25 protein-coding genes are annotated in these 22,655 nt (G+C 61.4%); 22 read left to right on the forward strand and 3 right to left on the reverse strand.

Going from position 1 to position 22,655, the window contains the following annotated elements:
- The first annotated feature begins 9 nt into the window (after positions 1-9).
- Positions 10-495: a hypothetical protein gene (locus tag ACSHXH_RS07180; RefSeq protein WP_435671103.1), complete on the forward strand. Its 486-nt coding sequence runs from the start codon at positions 10-12 to the stop codon at positions 493-495.
- Here the strand turns inward: ACSHXH_RS07180 and ACSHXH_RS07185 are convergent.
- Genes ACSHXH_RS07185 through glmU form a run of 3 tightly spaced genes read right to left on the reverse strand, consistent with a single transcriptional unit; the run spans position 484 to position 4,335 of the window.
- Entirely contained in the window at positions 484-1,167 is a 684-nt protein-coding gene (locus tag ACSHXH_RS07185; protein WP_435671104.1) for a DNA alkylation repair protein, read from the reverse strand. The two genes, ACSHXH_RS07180 and ACSHXH_RS07185, sit on opposite strands and share 12 nt — an antisense overlap.
- A complete protein-coding gene (glmS, locus tag ACSHXH_RS07190; RefSeq protein ID WP_435671105.1) occupies positions 1,164-2,981 on the reverse strand; it encodes a glutamine--fructose-6-phosphate transaminase (isomerizing) in 1,818 nt (605 codons plus the stop codon). The genes ACSHXH_RS07185 and glmS overlap by 4 nt, the downstream gene beginning before the upstream one ends.
- Positions 2,982-2,985: 4 nt before the next feature.
- Positions 2,986-4,335, reverse strand: coding sequence for a bifunctional UDP-N-acetylglucosamine diphosphorylase/glucosamine-1-phosphate N-acetyltransferase GlmU (gene glmU, locus ACSHXH_RS07195; RefSeq protein ID WP_435671106.1), 1,350 nt, complete (start codon positions 4,333-4,335; stop codon positions 2,986-2,988).
- A gap of 105 nt (positions 4,336-4,440) precedes the next feature.
- On the opposite strand from glmU, the gene ACSHXH_RS07200 reads away from it, so the two are divergent.
- The 21 genes from ACSHXH_RS07200 to nuoF all read left to right on the forward strand — a co-directional run bounded on the left by ACSHXH_RS07200 (position 4,441) and on the right by nuoF (position 22,513).
- Complete coding sequence (locus tag ACSHXH_RS07200) at positions 4,441-5,103, forward strand: HAD-IA family hydrolase (RefSeq protein WP_435671107.1); 663 nt, start codon at positions 4,441-4,443, stop codon at positions 5,101-5,103.
- 178 nt (positions 5,104-5,281) lie between these two features.
- Positions 5,282-6,445 (forward strand): isovaleryl-CoA dehydrogenase, encoded by a 1,164-nt coding sequence (locus ACSHXH_RS07205; RefSeq protein ID WP_435671108.1) that lies wholly within the window; start codon positions 5,282-5,284, stop codon positions 6,443-6,445.
- A 101-nt stretch (positions 6,446-6,546) separates the two neighbouring features.
- On the forward strand, positions 6,547-6,846 hold the full coding sequence (locus tag ACSHXH_RS07210; protein WP_435671109.1) for a hypothetical protein: 300 nt from the start codon (positions 6,547-6,549) through the stop codon (positions 6,844-6,846).
- Entirely contained in the window at positions 6,843-8,405 is a 1,563-nt protein-coding gene (locus ACSHXH_RS07215; protein WP_435671110.1) for an AMP-binding protein, read from the forward strand. Before ACSHXH_RS07210 ends, ACSHXH_RS07215 begins: the two co-directional genes overlap by 4 nt.
- Positions 8,402-8,890 (forward strand): lysozyme inhibitor LprI family protein, encoded by a 489-nt coding sequence (locus ACSHXH_RS07220; RefSeq protein WP_435671111.1) that lies wholly within the window; start codon positions 8,402-8,404, stop codon positions 8,888-8,890. Before ACSHXH_RS07215 ends, ACSHXH_RS07220 begins: the two co-directional genes overlap by 4 nt.
- Before the next feature lies 1 nt (position 8,891).
- Positions 8,892-10,496: a carboxyl transferase domain-containing protein gene (locus tag ACSHXH_RS07225; protein ID WP_435671112.1), complete on the forward strand. Its 1,605-nt coding sequence runs from the start codon at positions 8,892-8,894 to the stop codon at positions 10,494-10,496.
- Between the two features lie 68 nt (positions 10,497-10,564).
- On the forward strand, positions 10,565-12,514 hold the full coding sequence (locus ACSHXH_RS07230; RefSeq protein WP_435671113.1) for a biotin carboxylase N-terminal domain-containing protein: 1,950 nt from the start codon (positions 10,565-10,567) through the stop codon (positions 12,512-12,514).
- Complete coding sequence (locus ACSHXH_RS07235; RefSeq protein WP_435671114.1) at positions 12,511-13,185, forward strand: glutathione S-transferase family protein; 675 nt, start codon at positions 12,511-12,513, stop codon at positions 13,183-13,185. The genes ACSHXH_RS07230 and ACSHXH_RS07235 overlap by 4 nt, the downstream gene beginning before the upstream one ends.
- 47 nt (positions 13,186-13,232) lie before the next feature.
- Positions 13,233-14,084 carry a hydroxymethylglutaryl-CoA lyase gene (locus ACSHXH_RS07240; protein WP_435671316.1) on the forward strand — a complete coding sequence of 284 codons (852 nt, stop codon included), beginning with the start codon at positions 13,233-13,235 and terminating at the stop codon, positions 14,082-14,084.
- Positions 14,081-14,857, forward strand: coding sequence for a crotonase/enoyl-CoA hydratase family protein (locus ACSHXH_RS07245; protein WP_435671115.1), 777 nt, complete (start codon positions 14,081-14,083; stop codon positions 14,855-14,857). Before ACSHXH_RS07240 ends, ACSHXH_RS07245 begins: the two co-directional genes overlap by 4 nt.
- Positions 14,854-15,225, forward strand: a complete 372-nt coding sequence (locus ACSHXH_RS07250; RefSeq protein WP_435671116.1) for a hypothetical protein — start codon at positions 14,854-14,856, stop codon at positions 15,223-15,225. The genes ACSHXH_RS07245 and ACSHXH_RS07250 overlap by 4 nt, the downstream gene beginning before the upstream one ends.
- 294 nt (positions 15,226-15,519) lie before the next feature.
- Positions 15,520-15,885 carry an NADH-quinone oxidoreductase subunit A gene (locus tag ACSHXH_RS07255; protein WP_435671117.1) on the forward strand — a complete coding sequence of 122 codons (366 nt, stop codon included), beginning with the start codon at positions 15,520-15,522 and terminating at the stop codon, positions 15,883-15,885.
- Positions 15,885-16,409, forward strand: a complete 525-nt coding sequence (locus ACSHXH_RS07260) for a NuoB/complex I 20 kDa subunit family protein (protein WP_435671317.1) — start codon at positions 15,885-15,887, stop codon at positions 16,407-16,409. Before ACSHXH_RS07255 ends, ACSHXH_RS07260 begins: the two co-directional genes overlap by 1 nt.
- Positions 16,406-17,014, forward strand: coding sequence for an NADH-quinone oxidoreductase subunit C (locus ACSHXH_RS07265; RefSeq protein ID WP_435671118.1), 609 nt, complete (start codon positions 16,406-16,408; stop codon positions 17,012-17,014). The genes ACSHXH_RS07260 and ACSHXH_RS07265 overlap by 4 nt, the downstream gene beginning before the upstream one ends.
- Positions 17,014-18,243 (forward strand): NADH-quinone oxidoreductase subunit D, encoded by a 1,230-nt coding sequence (locus tag ACSHXH_RS07270; protein ID WP_435671119.1) that lies wholly within the window; start codon positions 17,014-17,016, stop codon positions 18,241-18,243. The genes ACSHXH_RS07265 and ACSHXH_RS07270 overlap by 1 nt, the downstream gene beginning before the upstream one ends.
- Positions 18,240-18,527, forward strand: coding sequence for a hypothetical protein (locus ACSHXH_RS07275; protein WP_435671120.1), 288 nt, complete (start codon positions 18,240-18,242; stop codon positions 18,525-18,527). Before ACSHXH_RS07270 ends, ACSHXH_RS07275 begins: the two co-directional genes overlap by 4 nt.
- Positions 18,524-18,835, forward strand: a complete 312-nt coding sequence (locus ACSHXH_RS07280; protein WP_435671121.1) for a hypothetical protein — start codon at positions 18,524-18,526, stop codon at positions 18,833-18,835. The genes ACSHXH_RS07275 and ACSHXH_RS07280 overlap by 4 nt, the downstream gene beginning before the upstream one ends.
- An 8-nt stretch (positions 18,836-18,843) precedes the next feature.
- Positions 18,844-20,082, forward strand: a complete 1,239-nt coding sequence (locus ACSHXH_RS07285; protein ID WP_435671122.1) for an NADH-quinone oxidoreductase subunit E — start codon at positions 18,844-18,846, stop codon at positions 20,080-20,082.
- A gap of 28 nt (positions 20,083-20,110) precedes the next feature.
- A complete protein-coding gene (locus tag ACSHXH_RS07290) occupies positions 20,111-20,974 on the forward strand; it encodes an endonuclease (RefSeq protein ID WP_435671123.1) in 864 nt (287 codons plus the stop codon).
- Between the two features lie 18 nt (positions 20,975-20,992).
- Positions 20,993-21,211: a DUF5337 domain-containing protein gene (locus ACSHXH_RS07295; RefSeq protein WP_435671124.1), complete on the forward strand. Its 219-nt coding sequence runs from the start codon at positions 20,993-20,995 to the stop codon at positions 21,209-21,211.
- Between the two features lie 3 nt (positions 21,212-21,214).
- On the forward strand, positions 21,215-22,513 hold the full coding sequence (gene nuoF / locus ACSHXH_RS07300) for an NADH-quinone oxidoreductase subunit NuoF (RefSeq protein ID WP_435671125.1): 1,299 nt from the start codon (positions 21,215-21,217) through the stop codon (positions 22,511-22,513).
- Positions 22,514-22,655: the final 142 nt, after the last annotated feature.

Here is a 22,655-nt window from a genome sequence, read left to right on the forward strand (position 1 = left end):
GAGGTGCCGGTGCAAAAGAAACTTGGAATTCTGGGTGTTTGCCTGTTGGTGGCGGGTTGTGGACCCTTGGCCCTGACCCCGTCTGCACCCGCCATAGATGGCGGCAGTCAAGTGCGGCCACAATCGCGCCCTGACATTTTGGACAATGCTTTGCGTCCGCCGTCTGACACAGCGCGCACGGCGGAGGAGTTCGATACCACCACCGCCGACGAACGCCGAGTCGCGGCTAGCGCCACACCTGTCAGTGCCGAGCGCGCGCTTGGGGCGACGATTGTGTCCTTGGGGGATCCGACGCGACCGGGGTTTTGGCTCGAAACGTCGCTTGTGTCATCGCCTTCGTCCGGGCGTGTTGTCTACCCCGCGACCGGGCAATCCGCTCAGGTTGAGTTGATTCCGAGTGACGGTGGTGGCGGTAGAATGTCCTTGCCCGCCATGCGTCTGATTGGCGTGCCATTGACCGGGTTGGTCGAGGTGCAGGTGTTTTCAGGCGGGTAGCAGACGTCCGGCTTCTTTGCGGGCAAAGGGTTTCATCGTGTCGCCATACTCGGCAAGGAACGCGCGGGTGCGGTCGGGGTCGTGGCGCGACAGATCGCGCAGCCACCACGCTACGGATTTCTGGATGAACCAGTCCGGGGCGGTGACATAGGTTGCGGCCCAGCCCAGAATGCGATCCCGCGCGGCGGCTTCGGCATCCGTCGGGTGGTTCTGTTTGGTCCAGGGCAGGGTGATGACAAGTGCGGCCCGACGGGTCCAGATGTGGTCATCGGTCGTCCACGCCTCGACCGTATCAAGCCGGGACGGATCGGCGACCAGACGTTTTTGTCCTGCAATGCAAGCGTGATCTGCGATCGCCCAGCTGTCGAAATCGGGCACCCAGGATTGGATCAGCTCCCAGACGGCACTGTCATCGGGTTTGATCCGCGCCTGTGTCAGTAGTTTCGCCGCCGCAACGCGGGCTTCAAAGATGTTGCTGTCCCACAGGTCGCGCGCCAGCGCGACACGCGTATCTAAGTCGAGAGTTCTACGCCAGTCGCGCACAAGGATATCCGTGTCGGGGTTGGCCACCCCCAGATAGCGGCGATCCACCTTGTGATAGGCGGCCATTTGGTCGGCACGGGCCGGGTCCGCCTGGGCCGTGAGCGCGGCAATTGCGTCGTCAAAAGTCATTCTACGGTGACGGATTTGGCAAGGTTGCGTGGCTGGTCGACATCGGTGCCTTTTGCAATCGCCGCGTGATAAGCCAAAAGCTGCGCCGGAAGCGCGTAGAGCAGCGGTGACAGGATCGGGTCAACCTCGGGCAGGATGATTGTGCGCCACACGTCTTCGCCCGCCGCTTCGGCCCCGGCGGCGTCAGTGATAAGGCACACCTTGCCACCGCGTGCCATAACCTCGTGCATGTTCGACACTGTCTTTTCGAACAAGGCATCGCGCGGGGCCATGACAATGACAGGAACGGATTTGTCGATCAGTGCAATTGGCCCGTGCTTTAGTTCACCTGATGCATAAGCTTCGGCGTGTATATAACTTATTTCCTTAAGTTTTAATGCGCCTTCAAGCGCCAGGGGATACATCAGTCCACGCCCCAGAAACAGCACGTCGCGCGCTTCGGCGATCTTGTGGGCGGCGTCGGCCATGGCAGGATCGCGGTCCAGCGTTGCGTTGAGCAGGCCCGGCAGGGCGCGCAGATGGCCAAGCTTTTCGGCCAGTTGGTCTGCGCTCATCACGCCGCGCTGGGTGGCAGCGTGCAGGGCCAGAAGCAGCAACGTGTTGAGCTGGCAGGTGAACGCTTTGGTGGACGCGACCCCGACCTCGACACCGGCATGGATCGGCAAGGCCACATCGCTTTCCCGTGCAATCGAGCTTTCGGCGACGTTGACCACCGACACGATGCTGTCGGCGCGGCCCTTGCAGTAGCGCAGCGCGGCCAGCGTATCGGCGGTTTCCCCCGATTGCGACACGAAAAGCGCCACGGTGCCGGGAGTGATGGGCGGTTCGCGGTAGCGGAATTCCGACGCGATATCGACCTCGACGGGCAATTGGGCGAGTTGTTCAAACCAGTATTTCGCAGTCAGGCAGGCATAAAATGCCGTGCCGCACGCGACCAGCGTAAGGCGTTCAACCTTGCTGAAATCAGGCAGGGCGTGGGGAAACACGATGGTGTTGCCATCCAGATAAGCGCGCAGGGCGTCGGCCAGAACGGTGGGTTGTTCGGCGATTTCCTTGGCCATGAAATGCTTGTACCCGGCTTTGTCGACGCGGGTGGCATCGGTGTTGATCCTGCGGCTTTCGCGGGTCACGCGTGCACCGCTTTCATCAAAGATTTCAAGCGTCTTTCGAGTGATGATCGCGCAATCTCCCTCTTCGAGGTAGGTGATCGTGTCGGTCATGGGCGACAGCGCTATCGCATCTGATCCGACAAACATTTCGCCGTCTCCGTGGCCAATGGCCAGCGGGCTGCCTTTGCGGGCGGCAATGATCAGATCGTCTTCGCCGTCAAACAGGAAGGCCAGCGCAAAGGCCCCCTCCAGCCGGGCAAGACAGGCGCGGGCTGCGTCAACATGGGACATGCCCTGATGAATCAGGTGATGCGTCAACAGTGCGATGGTTTCGGTGTCCGTGTCGGTTTGCGGTGTGATCTGGTGTTGGGCCAGTTCGGCGCGCAGGTCTTTATAATTCTCGATGATGCCGTTGTGCACCACGGCCACGGGCCCGGATTGATGCGGGTGCGCGTTTTTGGTGTTCGGCTCACCGTGGGTGGCCCAACGGGTGTGGCCGATGCCGGATTTGCCGGGCAGCGGCTCGTGCACCAACAGGTCCGACAGGTTCACGAGTTTGCCGACCGCGCGGCGGCGGTCGAGCTTGCCATCATTCACCGTCGCGATCCCGGCGCTGTCATAGCCGCGATATTCCAATCGCTTGAGCGCCTCAACCAGAAGCGGGGCTGCTTCGTGCGCGCCCAGAACGCCGACAATTCCACACATGACTTTAACCCTTTACCTGTTTGGCCTTCTTGGCGCGCAGCATCGAAAACAGTTTGCGTGCAAAGCCATCTTTGTTGGTCTGCTCGGTCCGGGCGATGGCCATGGCCCCGTCCGGCACATTTTTGGTCACAACCGTTGCCGTGGCCGTCATGGACTCATGCCCCACGGTGACGGGTGCGACCAGCATGGTGTTCGACCCGATAAAGCTGTCACGGCCGATGATCGTGCGGTGCTTCATCACGCCGTCATAGTTGCAGGTGATCGTGCCCGCGCCGATATTGCTGCGCGCGCCGATTTCAGCGTCGCCGACATAGCTGAGGTGATTGACCTTGGCGCCTTCGTCGATCTGTGCGTTTTTGATTTCCACAAAATTGCCGATATGCACGTGTTCGGCCAGCTCTGCTCCGGGGCGCAGGCGGGCAAAGGGGCCAACGGTGGACCCTCGGCTGACATGGGCGCCTTCAAGATGGCAGAATGCACGAATGCGAGCGCCGGATTCGATGGTCACACCGGGGGCGAAGATTACGTTCGGTTCTATCTCGGCGTCGCGGCCAATGATCGTGTCAAAGGACAGAAACACGGTGTCGGGGGCCTGCATCATCACCCCGTCTTCGATCAGTGCGCGGCGCTTGTTGGTCTGGAACGTGGCTTCGGCAGAGGCAAGTTCCAGCCGCGAATTGATGCCCAACGTCTCGGCTTCGTCGCAGGTGACTGCGGTTGCTTTCAGGCCGCGTGCATTGGCAAGGCCGATGATATCCGTCAGGTAGTATTCGCCAGCGGCGTTGTCGTTGCCCACCTCTGCGAGCAGGCTCAGAAGTGTAGAGGAAGCAGCACATATAACCCCAGAATTACAAAGTTTTACAGCGCGATCTTCATCTTTCGCATCCTTGTATTCCACGATCCGCAACAGCGCGGTGCCGTCCATGATCAAGCGGCCATAGCGGCCCGGGTCTGCGGCGTCAAAGCCAAGCACAACAACATCATGCGATGCGCGCGCAGCCAGCATTGCCTCAAGCGTTTCGGTGCTGATGAAAGGCGTGTCGCCATAAAGCACGATCACATCGCCATTGAACTCGTCCAGCGCGTCTTGCGCCTGAAGAACCGCATGGGCCGTGCCCAGTTGTTCGTCCTGGCGCACCGCGATCACATCGGCGTCGAAATCCAGTGCGGCAGCCTCGACCAACTCTGCGCCATGGCCTGTGACCACAATCGTGCGGTCGGGCTCCAAGGCAGAGGCCGAGAGCATCGCATGGTGCAACAGGGGCGCGCCCCCGATCTTGTGGAGGACTTTGGGAATGTCCGATTCCATGCGGGTGCCCTTGCCAGCAGCAAGGATGACCAAGGCTATGCTCATTAGGTTTCTCTTTGTGTTTTGCCTACGGTCCTTTTATCGGTCTGGTGCAGTGCCGCAAGGCACCTAATTTCACACATGATTGCGAGTTGTGACAGGAGAGACCCCGTGCGGACAGTGATTTTCGACCTTGATGGCACTTTGGCCGACACCAGTGGCGACCTGATCGCAGCGGCCAACCAGTGCTTTGATCGTATGGGTTTTGACGCACGGCTGGACCCAGCGACAGACGCGGGCACGGCCCTGCGCGGCGGGCGGGCGATGCTGACGCTGGGGCTGGAGCGGTCTGGGCAGTATTCCGCCGAACTTGTGGATCGCTGGTATCCCGAGTTGCTCAGCGCCTATGCCGACGCGCTGGATGTGCACACGGTGCTCTATCCCGGTGCAATGGCGGCGGTCGAGGCGCTCAAGAGCCACGGCATGGCGGTTGGCATCTGCACCAACAAACCCGAAGGTCTGGCCGAGGCGCTGATGACCCGTTTGGGGGTGCGCGGTGCGTTTGGATCACTGATTGGCGCAGACACGCTGCCAACGCGCAAACCCGACGCAGCCCCCTATATCGCAGCCGTCGAACAGGCGGGCGGCAGGGTCGCGCAAAGCTGCTTGATCGGAGATACAAAGACTGACCGTGACACAGCGCGCGCCGCGGGCGTCGCCTGTGTTCTGGTGGGTTTTGGCCCGTCAGGCGGCGACATGGCCGCGCTTGAGCCGGACGCGATCATCCAGCACTTCGACGAATTGCCGCCCTTGGCCCTGCGCTTGTTGGGGTAGGGCGGCCGGTGGCTCAGTGTGATCCCCGGCCTGTCCCGGTGGCGTGGTATTTCTTGCCGACATAACTTGCCCACATAGCCTGATGATGGTTCCGACACATTGTGACGCTTGACCTGACGCGGAGACTTCCTCTAGGATTTGAACAAGTGTTCAATAAATCCGCTTTGGGGAGAGGCGAATGTTCAACGCGACCATGCAGTTCGATCTGGGTGAAGACGTCAATTCGTTGCGCGAAATGGTGCATCGCTGGGCGCAGGAACGCGTCAAGCCGATGGCGGCAGAGATTGACCGCTCCAACGTGTTCCCGCCTGAGCTTTGGACCGAAATGGGTGAATTGGGCCTGCACGGCATCACCGTAGACGAAGAATATGGCGGCGCTGGCATGGGCTATCTGGCGCATACCGTGGCCGTCGAAGAAGTGGCGCGCGCCTCGGCTTCGGTGTCGTTGTCTTACGGCGCTCATTCCAATCTGTGCATCAACCAGATCAAGCTGAATGGCTCTGAGGCGCAAAAGTCGAAATACCTTCCGGGGCTGATTTCTGGCGCTCATGTCGGTGCCTTGGCGATGTCGGAACCCGGTGCCGGGTCTGACGTGGTGTCGATGAAACTGCGCGCCGAAAAGCGCAACGATCATTACCGCCTGACTGGCAACAAGTACTGGATCACCAATGCGCCGGATGCCGACACTCTGGTCGTCTATGCCAAGACGGACCCTGAGGCTGGTAGCAAGGGCATCACCGCGTTTCTGATCGAAAAGGCCATGACCGGTTTCAGCACGTCGCCCCATTTTGACAAGCTGGGGATGCGCGGGTCAAACACCGCAGAGCTGATCTTTGAGGATGTCGAAGTCCCGTTCGACAACGTGCTGGGTGAGGAAGGCAAGGGCGTGCGCGTTCTGATGTCGGGCCTCGACTACGAACGGGTGGTGCTGGCGGGGATCGGTCTTGGCATCATGGCGGCCTGTCTGGACGAAATCATGCCCTACATGGCCGAGCGCAAGCAGTTTGGCCAGCCGATTGGCAGCTTCCAGCTGATGCAGGGCAAGATGGCGGATATGTATACGGCGATGAATTCGGCCCGCGCTTATGTCTACGAAGTGGCCAAGGCCTGTGACCGGGGCGATGTGACCCGTCAGGACGCCGCCGCCTGTTGTCTTTACGCCAGCGAACAGGCGATGGTGCAGGCGCATCAGGCGGTGCAGGCGATGGGCGGCGCGGGGTTCCTTGCCGACGCGCCCGTCGCGCGCATCTTCCGCGATGCCAAGCTGATGGAGATCGGCGCGGGCACCTCTGAAATCCGCCGCATGCTGGTGGGCCGCGAAATGATGGCGGCGATGGGCTAAGGCGCAATCGTGAAACGGAGCACCGGTTTTCGGAATGAAGTGCGCGCTGCTGGAAATGCGAAAAGGATCGTGTTGATGACCTTTGAAAAGTCGATGCTCTGATGCCACGCTGGGTCTGGTTCGCCCCCTTGGGTCTGGCCACGCTTGTGGGCGCGTTGCTCGCCTTTCGCTATGGTTGGATCGCGGCAACAATAACAGAGACGGATGTGATCACCGCATTTGCCCAACGTTATGTGACGCAAGACGGCAGCGCGGATGCAAGGATCGTCGATTGCGTCGGGCTGGCGGGGCAAATGGACGGCGCTTGGATCACGGTGCGCTGCGCTGATATTCTTTACCATGTGAACCGGTTTGGGGCGCTCATCACCACTGGCACTGTTTCGGAAAGGCCATCGACATGACCTCTCGCCCGATGCTGCAACCGTCCCCGTATGACGCCCTTACCAAGCGGTTCGACTGGGATTTGCCCGGCTCCTTGAACATGGCGCATCAGGTGTGCGACGGCTGGGCTGCGACAGAGCCGGACCGCGTGGCCCTGATCGAGGTTACCCCCGACGTCACCCGCCGGATCACCTACGGGGATCTCTGGTATAGGTCGCGGCAGGTAGAGACCGCGCTCATCGAACGCGGTGTGATGCGGGGCGACCGGGTTGGTGTGCTGCTGTCGCAATCGCCGCTCTGTGCCGCCGCCCATATCGCGGCATGGCGGCTGGGAGCGATCTCGGTGCCGCTGTTCAAACTGTTTCGCCGCGATGCTTTGAAGGCCCGGATTGACGATGCCGGACTGGGTGTCGTGGTCACGGACCTTGATGGGGTTGTGCATCTGACCGGGCTGGGCGTCGGCACCATCACCCGCAGTGATCTGGGCGCATCCGCAGGCACCCGTGCCGGGGTCGAGACCGGCCCCGAGGATGCGGCCACCCTGATCTACACCAGCGGCACAACCGGTGCCCCCAAAGGTGCACTGCACGGGCACCGTGTGCTGACTGGGCACCTACCGGGGGTCGAGATGAGCCATGATTTTCTGGGCCAAGAGGGCGATGTGATCTGGACGCCCGCGGATTGGGCATGGATCGGCGGGTTGTTTGATGTGCTGATGCCGGGATTGGCTCTTGGTGTGCCGGTTGTTGCTGCGCGGATGCCGAAGTTTTCGGTGGCAGACTGCCTGAGAATTTGCGCCGAAGGCTCTGTCCGTAATGTTTTTTTTCCGCCCACCGCTTTGCGCATGCTCAAGGCGCAGGATGCGCGGATCGACGGTCTGCGCTCGGTCGCGTCGGGGGGGGAATCGCTGGGCGCCGAAATGCTGTCTTGGGGGCGTGAGGCCTTCGGCGTGTCGATCAACGAATTCTATGGCCAGACTGAATGCAACATGATCGTGTCGTCGTGCGGCGCGTCGTTCGATCCCATACCGGGGGCAATCGGACGCGCTGTGCCGGGTCATCAGGTGGCGGTCATCGGACCGGACGGTCTGCCCTGCGAGGGCGAAGGCGACATCGCGGTGCGGCGCGGATCGGCGTCGATGATGCTGGAATACTGGCGCAAACCGGACGAGACGGCGGCGAAGTTCCGGGGCGATTGGATGCTGACCGGGGACCGCGGTGTGCAGGAGGGCGACACGATCCGTTTTGTGGGCCGCGAGGATGACGTGATCACTTCGTCCGGTTATCGTATCGGTCCCGCCGAGATCGAGGATTGCCTGCTCACCCATCCCGGCGTGGTGACCTGTGGCGTGGTCGGCAAGCCCGATACGCTGCGGACCGAGATCGTCAAGGCCTATGTGGTCTTGAAAGGCGGCGTTGACGTTTCGGTAACGGATCTTCAGTCATGGGTGAAAGAAAGGCTCGCAAGCTATTCGTATCCAAGGGAAATAGAATTTCTTGATGCGCTGCCTATGACGGTAACGGGCAAGGTGATCCGCAAGGATTTGAAAGCGCGAGCAGTGACGGAGGCCAAACAATGAAGCCGTTTTGGACAGCGGCATTGGCGCTGGTTTTGCCAAGCGTTGCCATCGCCCAAGAGGCGGTGATTGACCTTAAGATCGTGCGCGCCTGTTTTGCGGAAACCCAGATTGGCGCGCTTTATCCTGACTGTCTTGGACAAGCGTCAGGCCACTGCCAAAACGCGCCAAACGGATCGACCACTGTCGGGATCGCCGACTGTATTCAGGCCGAAACCGCCGAGTGGGACGCGATTCTGAACGAAGAATACAAAGCCACACAGGCGATGAACGCCAAAGCTGATGCGGCAGGCAGTTCGCCCGTTATGGACCGGACCGAAGCCTTGCGCGATGCGCAGCGCGCGTGGATCGCCTTTCGGGATGCCGATTGCGCCGCGCGCTACGCGATCTGGCAGGACGGAACGATCCGCACCGTTGTCGGGGCCAATTGCATGATGACCATGACCGCATCCCGCGCCATCGACTTGCGTGACATGCGGGGAGAATGACATGAAACTAAAATCCCAAGCCATCCCGTCGTCCGAGGCGTTCAAGTCCAACCAAGCCGCGCATCATGAAGCGTTGCGGGTTGTTCGAGAAGCGGCGGAACTGGCCGCCGCCGGGGGTGGCGCGCGGTCGCGCGAACGGCATGTGTCGCGCGGCAAGATGCTGCCGCGTGACCGGGTCGCCAACCTTCTCGACCCAGGATCGCCGTTTCTTGAAGTCGGTGCCACGGCTGCGCATGGGCTATACGACGGCGCGGCCCCCTGTGCCGGGGCGATTGCAGGCGTGGGCCGAGTTATGGGGCGTCAGGTCATGGTGGTCTGCAACGACGCCACGGTGAAGGGCGGCACTTATTATCCGATGACCGTCAAGAAACATCTTCGCGCGCAAGAGATCGCCGAGGAAAACCATCTGCCCTGCATCTATCTTGTCGACAGTGGCGGCGCGAACCTTCCCCAGCAGGATGAGGTGTTCCCGGATCGTGATCACTTTGGCCGCATCTTTTACAATCAGGCGCGGATGTCTGCAAAAGGCATCGCGCAGATCGCGGTGGTGATGGGGTCTTGTACGGCAGGCGGAGCTTACGTGCCTGCGATGTCGGACGTCACGATCATCGTGAAGGAACAGGGCACGATCTTTCTGGCCGGACCGCCGCTGGTCAAAGCGGCCACGGGTGAGGTGGTCTCAGCCGAGGATCTGGGCGGCGGCGATGTGCACACGCGGCTGTCTGGCGTGGCGGATTACCTTGCCGAAGATGACGCACACGCGCTGGCTTTGGCACGGCGCGCGGTCGGGTCATTGAACGGTGCGTGCAAAGCACACACCCTAAGGCAACCCACTGAGGCCCCAGCCTATGACCCGGACGAGATGTTCGGCGTGGTGCCGGGCGATCTGCGCACGCCCTATGACATCCGTGAAGTCATCGCGCGGGTGGTGGACGGATCGTACTTCGACGAATTCAAGCCGCGCTTTGGCGAAACGCTTGTCACTGGCTTTGCCCATGTCGATGGCTGGCCTGTCGGGATCGTCGCCAACAATGGCGTCTTGTTTTCCGAGGCCGCCCAGAAAGGCGCGCATTTCGTAGAACTTTGTTCGCAGCGCAAGATCCCGCTGGTGTTCCTGCAAAACATCACCGGCTTCATGGTGGGCCGCAAATACGAAAACGAGGGCATCGCGCGGCACGGGGCCAAGATGGTCACGGCGGTGGCCTGCACCTCTGTGCCCAAGATCACCATGCTGGTCGGCGGATCGTTCGGCGCGGGCAATTATGGCATGGCAGGGCGGGCTTATCAGCCGCGATTCCTGTGGACATGGCCGAACTCCCGTATCTCGGTGATGGGTGGAGAACAGGCGGCGGGCGTTCTGGCCACGGTCAAGCGCGACGCGATGGAAAAGCGCGGCGAGAGCTGGTCCGCAGAGGACGAGGCGGCGTTCAAGAAACCCACGGTTGATATGTTCGAAGAACAGGCGCATCCGCTCTATGCCTCGGCCCGGCTTTGGGATGACGGGATCGTGGACCCCCGCAAGACGCGGTCGGTGTTGTCTTTGTCGCTTGCGGCGGCCTGCAACGCACCTATTGAAGATACGCGCTTTGGCGTCTTCCGAATGTGACTTGGGGGGCCAGCCCCCCAAACCCCCCGGAGTTTACCTGGCAAGATGAAGAGAAGCGGCGGTGCAAGATGTTTGACACGATCCTGATAGCCAACAGAGGAGAGATTGCGTGCCGGGTGATCGACACCTGCCGCCGCCTGGGGGTACGCACGGTGGCCGTGCATTCGGATGTCGATGCGCAGGCGCGGCATGTCGAGATGGCAGATGTGGCGGTGTCGCTGGGCGGGGCGTCGCCCGCGGAAAGCTACCTGCGCGGCGATGCGATCATCGCGGCAGCGCAGTCCACGGGCGCGCAGGCGATCCATCCGGGCTATGGGTTCCTGTCCGAAAACCCCGAATTTGTGGACATGGTCACGGCGGCGGGGGTGGTGTTCATTGGTCCGTCGGCCTCGGCGATCCGCGCGATGGGGCTCAAGGATGCGGCCAAGAACCTGATGGCAGAGGCGGGCGTGCCTGTCGTTCCGGGTTATCAGGGAGCCGAACAAGCGCCAGAGGCGTTGGCCGTTGAGGCGGGCCGCATCTGCTATCCGGTGCTCATCAAGGCGGTGGCCGGGGGCGGCGGCAAGGGGATGCGCTTGGTCGAGACGCCGGAGGCGTTTGCCGATGCGTTGGCCTCGGCGCAATCCGAGGCGCGCACGGCCTTTGGCAACGCCCATGTACTGATCGAGAAATATATCACCAGCCCGCGGCATATCGAGGTGCAGGTTTTTGGCGACGGCACCCGCGCGGTGCATCTGTTTGAGCGGGATTGCTCGCTCCAGCGGCGGCACCAGAAGGTGATCGAGGAGGCCCCCGCGCCGGGCATGACGCCCGAGATGCGCGCCGCAATGGGACAGGCGGCGGTGCGCGCTGCAGAGGCCATCGGTTACAAAGGGGCCGGGACTGTTGAGTTCATCGTGGACGGCTCGGACGGGCTGCGGCCCGACGGGTTCTGGTTCATGGAGATGAACACGCGCCTTCAGGTGGAACACCCCGTGACCGAGGCCATCACCGGGGTTGATCTGGTGGAGTGGCAGCTTCGTGTCGCGTCGGGGGAACCGCTGCCCTGCGCGCAAGAGGAGCTGACCATCACTGGCCACAGCTTTGAAGCGCGGCTTTATGCCGAGGACGTACCCGCCGGTTTCTTGCCCGCCACCGGGCGGCTGGCGCATCTTGCATTCCCGGACGGGGCCCGCGCCGATACAGGCGAGCGGAGTGGCGATGTGATTTCTCCGCATTACGATCCGATGATCGCCAAGGTGATCGTGCATGGGTCGTCGCGCGCGGTGGCGCTGCGCAAGTTGCGCCGGGCTTTGGCCGCAACGCAGGTGGCAGGGACGGTGACAAACCTGGCCTTTCTCGGGGCGCTGGCGCGGCATGAGGGGTTCTCGAACGGTGTGGTCGATACGGGGCTGATCGGGCGGGATCTGGAGACGCTCACGGCGGTGCCTGCGCCAAGCAACGCGGCCTTGGCGCAGGCGGTGCTGGCGCTGCTTGGATTGAGCCGAGCGCCCATGCCGCTCGACGGGTTTGCGCTTTGGCAGCCGGTGACGCAGGATGTGGCGGTTCAGGTCGGCGACCAGGATGTGGCCTGCAAGGTGACGGTGCGTGCGCCGGGGCAGATCGATGTGTCTGTGGACGGCGCATTGGTTGCAGCACGGTTCGGCGCCAATGGCTGGCGCTTTGACGGACAGCCCTGCGCCGCAGTGCATCTGGATGGCGGAGAGGTCACGGTGTTTGGCGATCCGACCTTTGGGGTCAAAAAGATTGATCCGCTGGATGTCGAAGCGGCCTTGGTCGGGTCCGGGGACCTTGTCGAGGCTCCGATGCCCGGTCTGGTGCGACAGGTCTTTGTGAGCGTGGGTGATCCGGTCGCAAAAGGCGACAGGCTGGCCGTGCTGGAGGCGATGAAGATGGAACACAGCCTGCTGGCTGCCCGTGACGGCATTGTGGCGGAAGTCATGGCCGAGGCGGGCGGGCAGGTCGAGGCGGGGGCCGCGCTGATCCGGCTTGAAGGGGTTGAGGAGGACGCGCCATGATCCGATTGCACCATTGCCCGCAGACCCGGTCTATGCGGACGCTTTGGCTTTTGTACGAGCTGGAGGTCGATTTCGAGGTGGTCTTGCACGCGTTTGATCGCAGCCTGCGCGACCCTGAATACCTCTCGCTGTCGCCAGCAGGCCGGGTGCCCGCGCTGGAGATTGACGGAGAGCGGATGTTCGAGACCGGGGCGATCACCGAGTTCCTGTGTGAGCGCTTTCCCGAGGCCAATATGGGCCGGGGACCAAATGACCCGGATCGCATGGCCTGGCTGGTCTGGCTGCATTTTGCCGAAACCATCAGCCAGCACGCGGCGGCGCTGACCCAGCAGCATATCATGCTCTACGAGGATGCGATGCGCAGCCCTGTGGTGATGAAGCTTGAGGCGGCGCGGCTGGGCAAATGCTATGACGCACTTGAGGCGCGGCTGTCGACGCCGGTGGAAAACCGCGACTACCTGCTAACCAGCGGGTTTTCGGCGGCGGATGTGTCGGTCGGTCAGGCGGTCTACATGGCGCGGCACTTTGCCAAGCTGGATCACCATCCCGCGGTTGCCGATTGGTACGACCGGATCACCGAGCGGTTTGAGTTCCAGAAATCCTTGCCGGACGAGAGCGGCGCGCGGCTTTATACGCGGGACTTTTACCCGGCGTGGGAGACGGGTGCCTGACCGCTGTGCCGGCATATTTGGGAAAAGAAGAAGCAGGGGACGATGCGGTGGCAGAGCGGGTCGAAATCTTTGAAGTGGGGCCGCGCGACGGGTTGCAGAACGAGGCCCGTTTGATCCCGGTGGCCGAGAAGGTGGCGCTGGTGGATTGCTTGTCACGCGCCGGGTTCCGGCGGATCGAATGCGCCAGCTTCGTCAGTCCGAAATGGGTGCCGCAAATGGCAGATTCGGCAGATGTGTTGGCTGGGATCACGCGGGTGTCGGGCGTGTCTTATGCCGCGCTCACACCCAACATGCGCGGCTTTGAGGCTGCGGTTGCGGCACGCGCGGACGAGGTGGCGATCTTTGGGTCGGCCTCTGAAGGGTTCAGCCGGGCGAATATCAACGCGTCGATTGCCGAAAGTCTTGAAAGGTTTGCACCGGTGGCCGAGGCCGCGCAGGATGCAGGCATCCCGGTGCGGGGTTATGTGTCCTGCGTGGTGGAATGTCCGTATGACGGGCCGGTTGCGCCCGAGGCGGTGGCGCGCGTGGTCGCGGCTCTGCGTGATATGGGCTGTTATGAGGTGTCTTTGGGCGACACGATTGGCCGGGCAACGCCCGAAGGAATAACCGCTATGCTGCGTGAGGTGCTGGAGGAGATGCCCGCAGACCGGCTCGCCGGGCATTACCATGACACTGGCGGGCTGGCCTGCGACAATGTCGAGGCGTCACTAGGCCTTGGTCTTCGCGTGTTCGACGCGGCCGTGGGGGGCTTGGGCGGATGCCCTTATGCGCCGGGGGCGGCGGGGAACGTGGCGACCGAGGCCGTTGCCGCGCGGGTTGCATCTTTGGGGTTTGAGCACGGGCTTGATATGGCGATTGTGCAAGAGGCAGCAGGCATGGCACGGGGGATGCGGGGATGAGCGTGATCCAAGTTCAGACAGATGCGCGCGGGGTGGCGACGGTCACGCTTGCCCGCGCAGAGAAGCACAATGCGTTGTCGGCTGACATGATGACCGAGTTGGAGCAGGTCGCGCGGGATCTGGCACAAGACCGGTCGGTGCGGGTTGTGGTGCTGGCGGCGGAAGGCAAGACCTTTTGCGCGGGCGGCGATCTGGCCTGGATGCGCGAACAGTTCGACATGGATCCGGACACCCGGCGCACTGAAAGCCGCCGGATCGCAACTGTGCTGGGCGCGCTTTATGATCTGCCACACCCGCTCATTGGGCGGGTGCAGGGCAATGCCTTGGGCGGTGGCGTCGGGCTGGTGTCGGTTTGTGATGTGGCGATTGCTGTGACGGGGGCCAAGCTTGGGCTGACGGAAACGCGGCTGGGGCTGTTGCCCGCCAATATCGGGCCGTATGTGCTGGCCCGTATGGGTGCGACCCGCGCGTCCGAGGTGTTCATGTCGGCCCGCGTGTTCGACGCGGACGAGGCCGTGCGTTTGAACCTGCTCAGCCGCACAGTGGCCGCCGACGCGCTCGACGCTGCGATAGAGGCCGAAGTGCTGCCCTATCTGTCCTGCGCGCCGGGGGCGGTGGCCGAGGCCAAGACGCTGATGCGGGATCTGTCGGGGCGCGTCACCCCTGAACAGGTGGACCGCGCCATCGACGCGCTGGCAACCCGTTGGCAATCGGATGAAGCGCGCGAAGGTGTGGGGGCGTTTTTCGAAAAGCGTGCGCCAAGCTGGCAATGACGGTGCAGATTGCGCATCTGTACGGGACGGCCTGTCTGGCGATTGTGTTTTTTCAGATCGCGCTGATCGCGGGTGCGCCATTGGGGGCCTATACCCAAGGCGGCAAACACGAAGGCGCCTTGCCGGTCTCTGGGCGCATCATGGCGGCGCTGTCGATCCCGGTGTTGCTTTTTCAAGGGGTGGCGATTCTGTCGGCAGCGGGCTTCCCCGGTCTGGATTGGCCGCACTGGACTGGATGGGTTGCCTTTGCGGTGCAGGCGGTCACGACGCTGCTCAACGGGATAACGCCTTCGAAGCCAGAACGTGCAGTCTGGGGACCAGTGACCTTGGTCATGACGGCCATGGCGCTGGTGGTGCTGACGGCCTGAACCCTCAGCTGATTCCTGCTTGGGGGCGGTGATACGCCCCTTACGCCCAGAGGACAGGCAGGTGCCGCGACGCGACGGCGCGGTGCCATCTGGAGACAAGACCAAGAAGATCGCCATATGCCCCTGGAAACAGAGGTGAAATCGCCACCTTCTTGTTGGTTTCTCGCTGATATTTGGACCTTATTAGATGTCGCCGCGCGGTTGACCCTTGGCGGAGAGCGGAGTAGATCAGCCTCAAGTCAACTTCGCCACTTGACGGCGCGCCGCGTAGCGCGAAGGAAAAGGAGCCTCGTCTTGGAAGACATGCTGCGGGAATACCTGCCAATCCTCGTGTTTTTGGCCATCGCCATCGGGTTGGGCCTAGTTCTGATCCTTGCCGCCGTTGTGATCGCGGTGCGCAACCCGGACCCTGAGAAGGTGTCGGCCTATGAATGTGGGTTCAATGCGTTTGATGACGCCCGGATGAAGTTTGACGTGCGTTTTTATCTGGTGTCGATCCTGTTCATCATTTTTGATCTTGAGATCGCATTTCTGTTTCCGTGGGCGGTCGCGTTCTCGGATATCAGCATGACTGCGTTCTGGTCGATGATGGTGTTCTTGGGCGTGCTGACCATAGGCTTTGCCTATGAGTGGAAAAAAGGAGCCTTGGAATGGGAGTGATGACAGGCGTCAACACCGCCGGGGCGGACAAGGAAGTCACCACGCAGGCGCTCAATGCGCAACTTGCGGACAAGGGGTTCCTGCTGACCTCGACCGAAGACATCATCAACTGGGCGCGTACCGGCTCGCTGCACTGGATGACCTTTGGTCTGGCTTGCTGCGCGGTCGAGATGATGCACACCTCGATGCCGCGTTATGATCTTGAACGTTTTGGCACCGCACCGCGCGCTTCCCCGCGCCAGTCGGATCTGATGATCGTGGCCGGCACGCTGACCAACAAGATGGCCCCGGCGCTGCGCAAGGTCTACGACCAGATGCCGGAGCCGCGATACGTGATCTCGATGGGGTCGTGCGCCAATGGCGGTGGGTATTACCACTACAGCTATTCCGTTGTGCGCGGCTGTGACCGAATTGTGCCGGTCGATGTCTATGTGCCGGGCTGCCCGCCGACCGCCGAGGCGCTGTTGTATGGCATCCTTGCGCTACAGCGCAAAATTCGCCGGACGGGGACGATTGTACGATGACCGCTGCGCTCAAGGAACTCGCCCAGCATATCGAGCTGAAACGCCCCGATTGCGTGATTGCGTGGGACGTATCCCATGGTGAGCTGAATGTGGATGTCGCCCCGTCCAACATTACGGGCTTTGTCGAGTTTCTCAAGACTGACAATACCTGCAAGTTCTCATCCTTGGTGGATATCACGGCGGTGGATTACCCTGATCGGCCCAAGCGGTTTGATGTGGTCTACCATTTCCTGTCGATGTACCAGAACCACCGCATCCGGCTGCGTGCCAGCATCCGCGAAGACGAGATGGTTCCGTCTGTCACTGATGTGCATTCCAGCGCCAATTGGTTCGAACGTGAAGTGTTCGATATGTTCGGCATCCTGTTCTCGGGCCACCCGGACCTGCGCCGCATCCTCACCGATTACGGATTTCGCGGCTATCCGCTGCGCAAGGATTTCCCGACCACGGGCTATACCGAGGTGCGTTACGACGAAGAGAAAAAGCGCGTGGTCTATGAGCCGGTGAGCCTTGTTCAGGAATACCGACAGTTTGATTTCATGTCCCCGTGGGAGGGTGCGCAATACGTGCTTCCCGGTGACGAGAAGCAAGAAGGGGCGAAGTGATGGACGGCTCCAAATTCGATGACGGAAGTGTAGATGCGCTGCAAGGCGAACAGAAAATCCGTAATTTCAACATCAACTTCGGCCCGCAACACCCTGCGGCGCATGGGGTTTTACGTCTGGTTTTGGAGCTGGACGGTGAGATCGTGGAGCGCTGCGATCCGCATATTGGACTTCTGCACCGCGGCACCGAAAAGCTGATGGAAAGCCGCACCTATCTCCAGAACTTGCCGTATTTCGATCGGCTGGATTACGTGGCTCCGATGAACCAGGAGCATGCCTGGTGCCTGGCGATCGAGCGTCTGACCGGCGTCGAGGTGCCGCGCCGGGCGTCCTTGATCCGAGTGCTGTATTCCGAGATTGGCCGCATTCTGTCGCATCTCCTGAACGTGACGACGCAGGCAATGGATGTGGGCGCGTTGACCCCGCCTCTTTGGGGTTTTGAAGAGCGCGAAAAGCTGATGGTCTTCTATGAACGGGCCTGCGGCGCGCGTCTGCACGCGGCCTATTTCCGGCCCGGCGGCGTGCATCAGGACCTGTCGTCCGACCTTCTTGACGACATTGAGGAATGGTGCGGGACCTTCCCGAACGTGTTGAACGACATTGACGGGCTGTTGACGGAAAACCGCATTTTCAAGCAGCGCAACGCTGATATCGGCGTCGTCAGCGAAGAAGAAATCCAGGACTGGGGCTTTTCCGGCGTCATGGTTCGCGGATCGGGTCTCGCGTGGGATTTGCGCCGCGCGCAGCCCTATGAATGCTACGACGAATTCGACTTCATGATCCCGGTGGGCAAGAACGGCGATTGCTATGATCGCTATCTGGTGCGGATGGCCGAAATGCGTGAAAGCGTAAAGATCATGCAGCAGGCGATTGCCAAGCTCCGCGCGCCCGAAGGGCAGGGCGATATCCTTTCCCGTGGCAAGGTCACACCGCCCAAACGGTCCGAGATGAAGACCTCGATGGAAGCGCTGATTCACCATTTCAAGCTCTACACCGAAGGGTTCCACGTTCCCGCAGGCGAAGTTTATGCCTGTGTCGAAGCGCCCAAGGGCGAATTTGGCGTGTATCTGGTGGCGGATGGCAGCAATAGACCCTACCGCGCCAAACTGCGCGCGCCGGGATTCCTGCATTTGCAGGCGATGGATCACGTCGCAAGCGGGCATCAGCTTGCCGATGTGGCAGCGATCATCGGGACCATGGATGTTGTGTTCGGAGAGATTGATCGATGACATATCGCGGCTCTCTCGCACTGGTTGGGCTTGGCCTGCTGGCCGCCTGCGCGATCCCGCCCGAAGGTGTGACACCTGCCGGTCTGGCCGCGTTTGACGAGGCTGTTGCGTCAATCGGATGTGAGTTGGTGGCGGAAAGTGATTACCTGCCTGTTGAACTTCAGACCGGGTTGACCCGTGAACAGGTGACAGATGTTGCCCAGTACCGATTGCTGTCCGAAGCGGCGGTGCGTCTAGACAACGGTGGCATTCGCCTGATCACCGGGGCTTGCGCGTCAGCATGATCCGGGCGGGCCTGATATCAGCGGCGCTGGTCTGTATGGCGGCGGGGGCGGGCGCGTTTGAGCCCGGCACTTCGGATTTCGTCTATTCGTCTGATCTGGTTGCGCAGGGTTTTGCCCCGTTCGGCACGGGCGGCACTGGCAACACGCTGTACGGCATGACAGACGGTTCTGAGATTTATCTGTGTTTCCTGTTCGACACGCCCGAGGATCAGGGCAAACGACAGAATGTGCTTTTGGCCGAACTGGCGGGTGACACTCCCGATCGCGCCTTACCGAACATCCCCGTTGTCTGCGTGATGACGCAATAGGATCTGATATGCTACGACGCCTTCATTCCGAGCAACCCGCCGCCTTTGCTTTCACCACTGCCAATCAGGCATGGGCCGAGGCGCAGATCTCCAAATACCCCGAAGGGCGTCAGGCCAGCGCGATCATCCCGCTGCTTTGGCGTGCCCAAGAGCAAGAGGGCTGGCTGACCCGCCCGGCGATCGAGGCGGTCGCAGACATGTTGGGTCTGGCCTATATGCGGGCGCTCGAAGTGGCGTCGTTCTACTTTATGTTTCAGCTGCAACCGGTTGGCAGCGTTGCAAATATTCAAATTTGTGGCACCACGTCCTGCATGATCTGCGGGGCCGAGGATCTGGTTGCTGTCTGCAAGGACAAGATTGCGCCCAAGCCGCACACGCTGTCTGCGGACGGCAAGCTGACCTGGGAAGAGGTGGAATGCCTTGGGGCCTGCGCGAACGCACCGATGGCCCAGATCGGCAAGGATTATTACGAAGACCTGACCACCGAACGGTTTGCTGAAATTCTGGATCAACTGGTCGCAGGAAAAGTGCCGGTGCCCGGCCCGCAGAATGGCCGTTATGCCGCAGAGCCGAAATCGGGCCTCACCAGCTTGACCGAATTCGAAAGCGGACGGCACACATACAATGCCTCCGTGCAACTGGCGACCGATATTGGTGATACGGTCAAACGGATCGACGGCACCGAAGTGCCCTTGCTTGCACCTTGGGGGGATGCAGGCGGCCGGGCCCAACAGGGCAAGACGGCGGCCAATGCGCCGTCTGCTCCGATGCCAGCAGCCCGTCAGGCCGAGTTTGAGGCCCGCTCAGCCGCCCCTGCTGTGGGGGAGGCGTCGGACAAGCATTCCGAAGCACACGGCGAAGCGCCCAACGTCAAAGCCAAGGCAAAACCTGCCTCGGGCGCGGCTGCCACCAAATCCGACACCGATGCAGCGTCCGGCGCAGATGCGGCATCGGGGCTGAAACCCGCCACGCTCGATGCGGCGCGCGATGGCACCGGCGATGACCTCAAGCGGATCAAGGGCGTGGGGCCGAAACTGGCCGCGCTGTGCAATGGTTTGGGCTTTTTCCATTTTGACCAGATCGCCAGCTGGACTGACGAAGAAGTGGCGTGGGTGGACCAGAATCTCGAAGGGTTCAAAGGCCGCGTTTCGCGCGATAATTGGGTCGAACAGGCCAAGACACTTGCCTCAGGCGGCGAGACAGAGTTTTCTGCACGTGTCAAGAAAGGTGATGTTTACAACACCTAACATCTGAACACGGTCAGGGAGAGTACGAATGCAACAACAGAAATCTGGTATGGGGTGCCAACTCGGGTCATGGGCCTTGGCCGCAGGTGTGGGCCTTTTGGTCTTTATCCTTTTGCTGCTCATTGGCGACTGGGGCCTTATCGGAGCGATCTTCATGGCGGGTCTGGCCTTTGCCGTGCTTGGCCTCGTGTTCAGCTGGATCTTCTGCCGCGATCTGCCCGCACCCCGTGGGGCTGGCAATATTGATGCATCGGGGGCCCGCGACACCGTAGCATCCGCGCCTGCCGCCGCCGCACCAAAGGCCGCATCACCCAGCGCTCCGTCTCCGTCCGTAGCGCCCGCACCGACAGCGGATGCCAACACAAGCCCGGCCAAGGCTGCGCCAGTTGCTTCTGGGGCGGCTGCGCTCAAGCCGTCGGCGCCTCTTGCCGGTCAAGACGAATTGGCGTCCCGCAAGGGCGCGTGGAAATACGAAGGCGATGGCGGCACCGCTGAACCCAAGGCCACAAAACCAAAGGCTGCCAAAGCGGCCGCGAAACCTGCGGCCGCCAAAGAGGCCACGCCGGATTTTGATGGCGACGGCAAGATCGAAGGCGAGGCCGAAGGCATCAAGCCGGAAACCCTGTCTGCTGCACGCGATGGTGGGCCGGACAACCTCAAGGAAATCAAAGGAATTGGCCCGAAACTGGAGCAGCTTTTGCACTCCATGGGCTTTTACCATTTCGACCAGATTGCCAATTGGACCGCCGATGAGGTGGCGTGGGTCAATGCCAATCTTCAGGGCTTCAAGGGTCGCGTGACCCGTGACACCTGGGTCGAACAAGCGAAGATCCTCGCCTCAGGTGCGGAAACCGAGTTCTCGAAACGGGTAGACAAGGGCGACGTTTACTAACAGGGATCAGATCCAGACATGGACCGTGACGCAGAGTTGAAACGACAGGGGCAACGAGCCGCCCTGCTTATTGCTGGCGTCGCGATCTTCTGGGTCCTGATCATCGCCATCGGGGACGCGTATGACTGGCCACTCCGGACACGCGCGTTCTTTGACCTTGTGGTGCTTGCCGGTTTCGGCATGGGGATTTGGAAATCTATTCAAATTTGGCGCGCGCGCCAAGCGGACAAGGAATGAACGATGCTGACCGATCAGGACCGGATCTTTACCAATATCTACGGGATGCACGACCGGACCCTCAAGGGTGCGCAGGCGCGCGGCCATTGGGACGGGACAGCGGCCATTATCAAGAAAGGCCGTGAGTGGATCATCGACGAGATGAAAGCCAGCGGTCTGCGGGGCCGGGGTGGCGCGGGCTTTCCGACTGGTCTGAAGTGGTCATTCATGCCCAAGGAAAGCGATGGACGTCCAAGCTATCTGGTGGTCAATGCTGACGAATCTGAGCCGGGCACCTGCAAGGACCGCGAAATCATGCGCCACGACCCGCACACGCTGGTCGAAGGCTGTCTGATCGCGTCTTTCGCGATGCAGGCGCATGCGTGCTATATCTACATTCGCGGTGAATATATCCGCGAGAAAGAAGCGCTTCAGGCAGCGATTGACGAAGCCTATGATGCCGGTCTTGTTGGCAAGAATGCCGCCGGGTCGGGATGGGATTTTGAAATCTATCTGCATCACGGTGCAGGTGCCTATATTTGTGGCGAGGAAACCGCGCTGCTCGAAAGCCTCGAAGGCAAAAAGGGCATGCCGCGCATGAAGCCGCCTTTCCCGGCGGGGTCTGGCCTTTATGGCTGCCCAACCACGGTGAACAACGTGGAATCGATTGCTGTTGTGCCGACGATCCTGCGTCGGGGCGGTGAATGGTTCGCGGGCTTTGGCCGTCCCAACAATGCGGGCACCAAACTGTTTGCGATCTCGGGACATGTGAACAACCCTTGCGTGGTTGAGGAATCCATGTCGATCCCCTTTGAAGAGCTGATTGAAAAGCACTGCGGCGGCATTCGCGGCGGGTGGGACAACCTCAAGGCGGTCATTCCCGGCGGATCGTCTGTGCCCTGCGTGCGCGGCGAAAACATGCGCGATGCGATCATGGATTTCGACTATTTGCGTGGCGAACTTGGCTCGGGCCTTGGCACTGCTGCCGTGATCGTGATGGACAAAGACACTGACATCATCAAGGCGATCTGGCGGCTGTCGAAGTTTTACAAGCACGAGAGCTGTGGCCAGTGCACGCCCTGCCGTGAAGGCACCGGCTGGATGATGCGGGTCATGGACCGTCTGGTGCGCGGCGAGGCCGAGGTCGACGAAATCGACATGCTGTTTGACGTAACCAAACAGGTCGAGGGCCACACGATTTGCGCGCTTGGCGATGCGGCGGCGTGGCCAATCCAGGGGCTTATCAAGAACTTCCGCGACGAAATCGAGGACCGCATTAAGGCACAAAAGACCGGGCGCATCAGCGTGGTCGCTGCTGAGTAGTCTCGTTAGAGGCAGGTGTCGGGGATGTGGCCTAGCAGGCGGCATTCCGACACTTCCCCATGCGCCTCTTGGCCCCTATGATTTCTGTTGCTGATGATTGGCCTTTGGCTGCGTGCTAAGGATGCTCTTGCGCTTGGGGTCG

This window comes from Marivita sp. (genome assembly GCF_051251565.1).
Classification (GTDB): domain Bacteria; phylum Pseudomonadota; class Alphaproteobacteria; order Rhodobacterales; family Rhodobacteraceae; genus Marivita.

Coding starts and splice junctions, on each gene's coding strand:
- ACSHXH_RS07185 (WP_435671104.1), bottom strand. CDS start 1,167: ATGACTTTTGACGACGCAATTGCCGCGCTCACGGCCCAGGCGGACCCG.
- glmS (WP_435671105.1), bottom strand. CDS start 2,981: ATGTGTGGAATTGTCGGCGTTCTGGGCGCGCACGAAGCAGCCCCGCTT.
- glmU (WP_435671106.1), bottom strand. CDS start 4,335: ATGAGCATAGCCTTGGTCATCCTTGCTGCTGGCAAGGGCACCCGCATG.
- ACSHXH_RS07205 (WP_435671108.1), top strand. CDS start 5,282: ATGTTCAACGCGACCATGCAGTTCGATCTGGGTGAAGACGTCAATTCG.
- ACSHXH_RS07210 (WP_435671109.1), top strand. CDS start 6,547: ATGCCACGCTGGGTCTGGTTCGCCCCCTTGGGTCTGGCCACGCTTGTG.
- ACSHXH_RS07215 (WP_435671110.1), top strand. CDS start 6,843: ATGACCTCTCGCCCGATGCTGCAACCGTCCCCGTATGACGCCCTTACC.
- ACSHXH_RS07220 (WP_435671111.1), top strand. CDS start 8,402: ATGAAGCCGTTTTGGACAGCGGCATTGGCGCTGGTTTTGCCAAGCGTT.
- ACSHXH_RS07225 (WP_435671112.1), top strand. CDS start 8,892: ATGAAACTAAAATCCCAAGCCATCCCGTCGTCCGAGGCGTTCAAGTCC.
- ACSHXH_RS07230 (WP_435671113.1), top strand. CDS start 10,565: ATGTTTGACACGATCCTGATAGCCAACAGAGGAGAGATTGCGTGCCGG.
- ACSHXH_RS07235 (WP_435671114.1), top strand. CDS start 12,511: ATGATCCGATTGCACCATTGCCCGCAGACCCGGTCTATGCGGACGCTT.
- ACSHXH_RS07245 (WP_435671115.1), top strand. CDS start 14,081: ATGAGCGTGATCCAAGTTCAGACAGATGCGCGCGGGGTGGCGACGGTC.
- ACSHXH_RS07250 (WP_435671116.1), top strand. CDS start 14,854: ATGACGGTGCAGATTGCGCATCTGTACGGGACGGCCTGTCTGGCGATT.
- ACSHXH_RS07260 (WP_435671317.1), top strand. CDS start 15,885: ATGACAGGCGTCAACACCGCCGGGGCGGACAAGGAAGTCACCACGCAG.
- ACSHXH_RS07265 (WP_435671118.1), top strand. CDS start 16,406: ATGACCGCTGCGCTCAAGGAACTCGCCCAGCATATCGAGCTGAAACGC.
- ACSHXH_RS07270 (WP_435671119.1), top strand. CDS start 17,014: ATGGACGGCTCCAAATTCGATGACGGAAGTGTAGATGCGCTGCAAGGC.
- ACSHXH_RS07275 (WP_435671120.1), top strand. CDS start 18,240: ATGACATATCGCGGCTCTCTCGCACTGGTTGGGCTTGGCCTGCTGGCC.
- ACSHXH_RS07280 (WP_435671121.1), top strand. CDS start 18,524: ATGATCCGGGCGGGCCTGATATCAGCGGCGCTGGTCTGTATGGCGGCG.
- ACSHXH_RS07285 (WP_435671122.1), top strand. CDS start 18,844: ATGCTACGACGCCTTCATTCCGAGCAACCCGCCGCCTTTGCTTTCACC.
- ACSHXH_RS07290 (WP_435671123.1), top strand. CDS start 20,111: ATGCAACAACAGAAATCTGGTATGGGGTGCCAACTCGGGTCATGGGCC.
- ACSHXH_RS07295 (WP_435671124.1), top strand. CDS start 20,993: ATGGACCGTGACGCAGAGTTGAAACGACAGGGGCAACGAGCCGCCCTG.
- nuoF (WP_435671125.1), top strand. CDS start 21,215: ATGCTGACCGATCAGGACCGGATCTTTACCAATATCTACGGGATGCAC.